The sequence below is a fragment of the Bacillus sp. AFS001701 genome, assembly GCF_002559405.1.
Lineage (GTDB): Bacteria > Bacillota > Bacilli > Bacillales > Bacillaceae_G > Gottfriedia.
The window spans coordinates 1-8577 of sequence record NZ_NTZO01000258.1 but is presented as its reverse complement, the minus strand read 5'-3'; the positions used below and the strand labels follow the sequence as shown (position 1 = coordinate 8577).

Annotated in this window: 5 protein-coding genes; all 5 read right to left on the bottom strand. The window is 33.1% G+C overall.

The annotated features are described in order from the left end of the window. Window positions 1–108 precede the first annotated feature (108 nt). Window positions 109–2541 carry a DNA topoisomerase IV subunit A gene (parC, locus tag CN514_RS16930; protein WP_098233604.1) on the bottom strand — a complete coding sequence of 811 codons (2433 nt, stop codon included), beginning with the start codon at window positions 2539–2541 and terminating at the stop codon, window positions 109–111. Continuing rightward, entirely contained in the window at window positions 2541–4517 is a 1977-nt protein-coding gene (gene parE, locus CN514_RS16925; protein ID WP_098233603.1) for a DNA topoisomerase IV subunit B, read from the bottom strand. The genes parC and parE overlap by 1 nt, the downstream gene beginning before the upstream one ends. A gap of 543 nt (window positions 4518–5060) precedes the next feature. Then, on the bottom strand, window positions 5061–5471 hold the full coding sequence (locus tag CN514_RS16920; protein WP_098233602.1) for a CoA-binding protein: 411 nt from the start codon (window positions 5469–5471) through the stop codon (window positions 5061–5063). A 97-nt stretch (window positions 5472–5568) separates the two neighbouring features. Beyond that, window positions 5569–6762: a S1C family serine protease gene (locus tag CN514_RS16915; RefSeq protein ID WP_098233601.1), complete on the bottom strand. Its 1194-nt coding sequence runs from the start codon at window positions 6760–6762 to the stop codon at window positions 5569–5571. 81 nt (window positions 6763–6843) lie between these two features. Next, window positions 6844–8577, bottom strand: a 1734-nt coding sequence (locus CN514_RS16910) for a sensor histidine kinase (protein WP_098233600.1), incomplete at its 5' end; no start/stop codon positions are given.

Genomic DNA, 8577 nt, shown 5'->3' with positions numbered 1-8577 from the left:
GTATTTTACTAGGTTAATCTTAAGAAAATATTTTTCTAGTATCATTTTACATTTTTCGACAAATTCGACAAAAAAACCTATTCCAAAAAGCTTGGAATAGGCCTAATTTTAATTATTTTCTTCTTTTTTATAACGAATGATAGTCTTTATTTCACCAGAATCATCTGTATCCATAACAAATGATCCATTACTATATTGATCACTATTTCTTAAATCAGTTGGGTCAACCGTCTCAAATTGACCAGATTTACTTAATATAGCAAACATATCATTTTCATTTATTGCGTATACCCCAATTAACAAATGAGGATTATTTTTTAAATCTCGAAGTACTTTAACACCTCGGGTACCTCTAGAACTTTGAGGGATCGTATTGAGTTTCATTTTTTTAATTGCCCCTCGATGTGTTGCACAGAAAATATCTTTCACTTCATTACTAATCGTGTCTGCAGAAACAACAAAATCATGATCCTTTAAGTTAATTCCTTTAACTCCACCAGCTCTTAAGCCTTGAATACTAATCTCTTCAACATTAAATAACAATGTGTATCCTGAACTTGTAGCCAATAACACTTGATCAGTTTCTGAAGTGACACCAGCAAAAATTAAGGAATCATCAGACTTAATTGACATCCCGACAAGTGGTTTAGAATATCGTTGTACTTTTAATTGCTGTATACTTGTACGTTTTACAACTCCATTTTTAGTGACAAATAAAATATAATCTTTATTTTCTTCAAAATTATTTACGACCGTAGCAGAAAGAATTGCTTCGTCTCGCTCAATAGGAATAATATTAGCAACATGTTGCCCCATATCTTTCCATCTGATATCCTGCATTTCATGTATTGGTAAATATAAATAATTACCTTTTGACGTAAATAAAATTAGTGTATCCGTCGTTGTACTCTCAATTTGATAAATTAAACGGTCTCCTTCTTTCATACCGTAATCTTTACCATTCGAGGCTGAATAAGATCTTGGACTTGTTCGTTTAACGTATCCTTCACTTGTAACGGTAACAAAGACGTCTTCTTGGGCGATTATATCTTCTCTTGAAATTTTAATTTCTTCGATCTCTTCTTGAATTGTCGAACGTCTGTCGTCTGCATATTTTAACTTAATTTTTTTTAAGTCTGTTTTGATAACTGACAATAATTTTGCTTCACTGTTTAAAATTGCTTCTAACTGTTTGATTTTTTTATCTAACTCATCTGCTTCTTCTTGTAATGCAGTAATATCAGTATTTGTTAAACGATATAACTGTAACATAACAATCGCTTCAGCTTGTTGTTCAGTAAACTTATATTGAGCGATTAACTTATCTTTTGCATCGCGTTTATCATTTGCAGAACGGATTGTTGTAATCACTTCATCTAAAATCGATAAAGCCTTCATTAAACCTTCTACAACATGTTGACGAGCCTTTGCTTTTCTTAAATCAAAATTTGAACGATTTGTAATGACTTCTTTTTGATGTTCAATATATGCATCAAGAATTGCCGGTAATGACATCTGTTTTGGTGTACGATTATAAATCGCAACCATATTAAAGTTATAAGGTATTTGAAGCTCAGTATTTTTATATAAATAATTTAAAATTGCTTCGTTATTTGCATCTTTTTTCAGTTCAATGACAATACGTAGCCCAGTACGATCTGTTTCATCACGTACTTCCGTAATTCCATCAACTTTTCGATCAAGACGAACCTCGTCCATTTTCTTTACTAAATTCGCTTTATTCACTTCTGAAGGAATTTCTGTAATAATTAATGCCTGTTTTCCACCACGTAAATCCTCGGTATGAACACGGCTTCGAATAATGATTTTTCCTTTTCCTGTTTCATAAGCTTTTTTTATGCCATCTTTACCTTGAATGATCCCTCCAGTAGCGAAATCAGGACCGTGGATTACGGTCATTAATTCATCTACTGAACAGTTTTTATTTTCAATGCGCATAATCGTCGCATCGATTACTTCTCCAAGGTGGTGCGAAGGTATTTCAGTTGCATATCCAGCAGATATTCCAGTACTACCGTTGACTAATAAATTTGGAAACATTGATGGTAAAACAACTGGCTCCATACTCGTATCGTCAAAGTTTGGCACAAAATCAACTGTTTCTTTATCAATATCTCTCAATAGTTCGCTTGCAATTGCTGATAACCTAGCCTCCGTATAACGCATAGCTGCTGGAGGGTCTCCATCAATACTACCGTTATTTCCATGCATTTGAATTAATACATTTCTTAATTTCCAATCTTGACTTAGTCGTACCATCGCATCATAAACAGAAGTATCACCATGGGGATGGTAATTACCAATTACATTTCCGACTGTTTTAGCAGATTTACGGTAAGCCTTATCTTGCGTGTTACCTTCAACGTGCATTGAATACAAAATACGGCGTTGAACTGGCTTTAACCCGTCACGAGCATCAGGTAATGCTCGTTCTTGAATAATATACTTACTATATCGACCAAAGCGGTCACCTATTATATCTTCTAAAGGGATATTATATAATTTTTCCGATGATTGCATCAGACATTGCTCCCTTCTGATTCTACTACTTCAACTTGCTCATTGTTTAAAATTTTATCCTCTTCATCTAAATCAAATACTACATTCGATTCAATCCACTTACGTCTAGGTTCAACTTTATCACCCATTAAAGTAGTTACACGACGATCCGCTCTTGCAGAATCATCAATTTTCACACGAATAAGCGTTCTAGTTTCTGGATCCATCGTTGTTTCCCAAAGTTGGTCAGCATTCATCTCACCAAGTCCTTTGTAACGCTGAATCATATACCCTTTACCGACTTTTTTGATTGCATCTTGTAGGTCTACTTCTGACCAAGCGTATTCGATTACTTCTTTTTTTCCAGAACCTTTACTTACTTTGAATAAAGGAGGTAAGGCAATATAAACTTTACCAGCCTCTACTAATGGCTTCATATAACGGTAAAAGAATGTTAATAAAAGTACTTGAATATGCGCTCCATCTGTATCAGCATCGGTCATAATAACGATTTTGTCATAGTTAACATCATCAATATCAAAATCACTACCTACGCCTGCACCAATTGCATGAATTATCGTATTAATCTCTTCATTTTTCATTATGTCAGCTAATTTTGCCTTCTCGGTATTGATAACCTTACCACGCAGGGGCAAGATTGCTTGGAAACGTCGATCACGGCCTTGTTTCGCACTACCACCAGCTGAATCACCCTCAACTAGGTATAATTCATTTTTCTGTGGGTTACGTGACTGTGCAGGTGTGAGCTTACCGCTTAATGAAGTTTCTGAACGCTTTCTCTTTTTACCACTTCTTGCTTCCTCACGTGCTTTTCTTGCAGCTTCTCTAGCTTGATAAGCTTTTATAGATTTCTTTACTAATGAAGTTGCAATGTCTGGATTTTCTTCCAGGAAATAAGCTAATTGATCCGAAACAACTGAGTCAACAGCTGATCTTGCTTCACTAGTACCTAATTTACCTTTTGTTTGTCCTTCAAATTGAAGCAGTTCTTCAGGAATTCGTACAGAAACAATTGCAGCTAATCCTTCACGAATATCCGCTCCATCTAGATTTTTATCTTTTTCTTTTAAAAGACTTACTTTTCTTGCATATTCATTAAATGCTCTTGTTAAAGCGGTTTTTGCACCAACTTCGTGCGTACCACCATCTTTTGTACGAACATTATTTACGAAAGAAAGCATCGTTTCCGAATATCCATCATTAAATTGGAACGAAAATTCAACCTCAATTTTATTTTGTAATCCGTCAAAGAATACAACAGGATGTAATGCTTCTTTTTCTTCGTTTAAATACGATACGAATGCTTCGATACCGTTTTCATAATAAAACTCTTCAAACGCATCATGTCGTTCATCTTTAATAGTAATTTTTAAACCTTTTAATAAAAATGCTGACTCTCTAAGTCTTTCACATAAAGTATCAAAGTTAAAATTTGTCGTGCTAAAAATAGTTGGATCTGGTTTAAAATGGATCGTCGTACCAGTTCGTCTTGTCTTACCAACGATTTCTAATGAAGTTACTGCTTTACCTCCATCTTCAAAACGTTGCTTGTAAACTGTTCCTTCACGGTGAATTTCAACTGTTAACCATTCTGATAAAGCATTTACTACTGATGCACCAACACCATGTAGACCACCACTTGTTTTGTAGCCGCCTTGTCCAAATTTACCACCTGCGTGTAATACAGTTAAAATAATTTCTGGAGTTGGTTTTCCCATTTTGTGCATTCCAGTAGGCATCCCACGACCATGGTCTTTTACGCTTAAGCTATTATCTTTATGAATAACCACATCTATTTGAGTCCCGTGACCAGCTAATGCTTCATCTACAGAGTTATCTACGATTTCATAAACTAAATGGTGCAGACCTCTACTATCTGTGCTGCCAATATACATTCCAGGTCGTTTACGTACAGCTTCTAAACCTTCTAGTACCTGTATCGCATCTTCGTTATATGTTGTTTCATTCTTTGCCAACACCATTTCTCCTTTCTAACTAAACACTTTCATAAGAACATCTGTTCCATTATATCATATTATAAATAAAATGTTTCTTCTAATCGTTCATGTTAATGGTTTTTTTCCTAACTTACAAGTCGAACATGAAAAAAAAAATCAGACAAGTTCATAAAAAGCTGGAATTTAGAATCAAGAAAATGCAGGATTAAAGTTGAAAATTGATAAATTAACTTACAAAATTCATTTTTACAGATCGTGCAAACTAGCATTTTATTGCTTTTCTAATTTATGCTTTTCTGAACAATTTCTCGGATTACCTTGTGTTCTTATTCCCTACTCGATCTTCCGTTAAAAAAACTCACTGATTTACAGTGAGCCAAATTTTAAAACAAATTTAAAAATTTGATTTTCAGACTGATTGTAAGCGCTTGACTTTCGAGGCATGAAGGCAAGTTTTGGCCCAAGTTACCCCTAAGCGGTAATGAGCACCGTAGCCAGACAAAGCAACTAAGAAAACGAGCGTCTGATGGCCAGTCTGAAACAGTGAGCTTTTTTAACGGCCTATCTTGTCATTGCATGCTCAACTTTAATACAACGATCCATAATGACCGTTTTACCATTTTCCTTTAACAATTGATATGCTTCTTCGTTTTCGATTCCAAGCTGTGCAAAGAAAACATCGCAATCAATTTTAAGAAACTCTTCTGCTACAGGTAATAGATGTTCAGGTCTTCTAAATACATTTACAATATCAACTTTTTCATTAATTTCTGTTAAACTCGCTACTGCTTTTTCTCCTAATACAGTATCAACTGTTGGGTTTACTGGAATAATTTTATATCCAGCATCTTGCATTGCTTTGCTTACCATATAAGACGTTTTAGACGGGTCTTTTGATAAGCCTACAACTGCTATTACTTTACTTGATTTTAAAATTTTGCCAATTTCTTCTCTTGATGGGTATTTACTCATTTGCTAATCACCCTTTCTGTATAAAATAAGCGAAAAGATAACTTTTCGCTTATTTATTATTCTTTTATCATATTTCCAAAGTCAATTGCCTGTCAAATCATTGACTTGAAGCTAATGTTAATGTTGAATTAGTTAATTTACCATCACGGTAATAAGTAATCTTTAATTTATCTCCAACTTTTTTGTGTGAATATAGGTATTCTCTGACAGTAATTACGTCACTTACTGGTTTGTCATCAAGTGCTACGATAACATCTAATTGTTTCATTCCAACTTTAGCAGCAGGAGTATTTGGATCAACATGTGTAACAACTGCACCTTTAGTCACTGAACCAGGTAATTTTAATGTTTCTTCGATATTAAATTGAGGTATTTCATCAAGTGATTTTAAGCCTACACCCATTACAGGTCGAGTCACTTCACCAAATTTTTCGATTTGATCTAAAGCTGGTTTTGCAATATTCATTGGAATTGCAAAACCAATACCTTCAACAGCTTGTTCAGCAATTTTACTTGAATTAATCCCGATTACTTCACCTTTTGCGTTGATTAAAGCACCACCACTATTACCTGGATTAATCGCAGCATCTGTTTGTATTACTTGAGTTTGGTAATCTGCAACGCCATCTCCATCGATATCCTGTGGTATTTCACGAGCTTTACTACTTACAATTCCTTCTGTAACAGTACTTTCTAAAAATCCAAGTGGATTTCCAATTGCAATAGCAGTTTCACCTACATTTATTTTTTCAGAATCACCTAATTTAGCGATATTCGTAACATATTTTGCATCAATTGCTACAACAGCTAAATCTAATAATTCATCTGTTCCAACAAGTTTAGCGTCAATTAATTGACCATCTGCCATTTTTACTTTTAATTGCTTTGCACCAGCAACAACGTGGTTATTTGTTGCTACTAATGCTTTATTTCCTACTTTTTTATAAACTACACCTGAACCAGATCCAGCTTCTTCAGTTTCCATTGAAAATGGATTTGATGATTGATAGTTATTAACTCCTACTACAAATTTGCGAGCATTTTGAATCGTAGTTGTTAAATCTTCGCGTGATACATTAATAACTTGTGTGGGTACAGTATTCGTATCATTTGATAAGTTTGCATTTTTATTTGTTAAGTTAAAAATATCCGGGGATACGATTGAGATCGTTACAGCTCCAATTATCGCTCCAATAAAGCCTGTAACAAGCGGATACCCTCCACGTCTACTTCTCTTTTGTCTTTTATGATTATTTTCATCGTATAAATCTGTTTCATCATAATATCCCATAATTCATTCCTCCAATATGTAGGTATCTTTGATTGATATTAATTTAACCCACTCATGTGTATTTGCTGTGAACTTTTTGATTTAATTCAAATATTTTTTCAAATTAAAAATAAATTCAACTCCATCTTCCTTATTATGAACTTTTATAGTTGAATGATGTAAGTCAAGGATTGTTTTTACGATTGCTAAACCTAAACCTGTTCCACCATTTTGTCTATTTCTAGATTCATCAATTCGATAGAAGCGATCCCAAATTTTATCAATTTTATCAGCAGGGATTGGATTACCTTTATTAAAAATAGAGATATTTACATAATCCCCTTCATCTAATAAGTTCATTTTTATGACACTACCTGGGTTACCATAATGGATTGCATTTGAAAGGATATTAATGATTACTTGTTCTATTTTTCTTTTTTCACCTATTACTAGCGTATCTTCGTCTAGCTTAAAATTGAAATGACAATGATTATTACTATTTTCAAACATGCGAATAATCACATTTTCTATGCAATCCACTATTAAAAAAGGTTCACTTTTAAGTGTGTATGTTCCTGATTGAAGTTTGGAAAGTTCTAGCATGTCGACAACTAACCCGTTCATCCGATCAACTTCTTCAAGGATTACATCTGCATAATAACCATTTTTTTCAATATTTAATCCATCTTTTAAACCTTCTGCATAACTTTGCACGATACTAAGTGGCGTTTTCAACTCATGGGATACTCCACTAATAAACTCTTTTCTTATTTGTTCTAACTGCTTTTCTTTTTCAATATCCTTCATTAATTTAACATTTGCCTGCTGTAAATTTTCAATCGTACTAGCTAACTTCTCGGATAATGAATTAATTGATTTGGATAATTGTCCAATTTCATCATCGGATTGAATATCGATTTTCTCATTAAAGTTTAACTTTGCTAATTGATCTGTTACAGAATTCATTTTCAATAATGGCTTCGTAATCAATTTCGAATAGTAAAAAGAAACGATTACAATCAATAATAAAGCAATAATAAAAGCGTAAATATAAAAATCTTTTAAAACGTACATTGCTTCATTTACTGGTTGTAATGATGTAATAGCAAAAATAACTTCTTTTGAACCTTTACTAGTATTGATTGGGTAAATAAAAACTTTATTTTCTAATCCATTTGCTCGGTCTAAGTAACGATAAATTAATGGAAAATCCTCCTCAGTATAGTTAGAAAAATCTTCATTAGTCTTTGTCCAATCAGTTATCGCACCCATTAATGAGTTCATTTGAGCAGAATATGTATATTGATTTGCAATTGGTAAATGTAAATTAACAACTTTCCCTTTAATTTCAATATTCACCATTTCCTGAAGACTATCTTTAGTTGACAATTGAACCGTGTTAGACGGTTGATTTTCCTCTTGCCAAACACCCATATTTGTTTTTATATAGAGTGGAATAAAATAATCATCTTGAACATAACCTCGGATTGTAATCCTTGAATTTTCTTTAATATTAAGACCTAAAATACTGTCTATTTGATCCGAATATAATAGATTATTTAAAGGTACATATACCTTTTTTCCTTCATTCGTAAGAACGGTTAAATCAAAATTATTCTCAGCTTTTAGTACCCCTCTTTTATCTAAAACAGCTAAAGTTGTATTGTATTTGGAATATAGTTTGGATAGTTCTTGTTGAAACTGATTGTTGTTAAATTTACCCGCTTTATACCCTTTAGCAAATTGTGTAAGTTCTTCTGTTACAATATTTACTTTCTTATTCGTATAAAAAGATTGCATAAAGATTGATTGTCCAACAAATACAATTAATAAAAA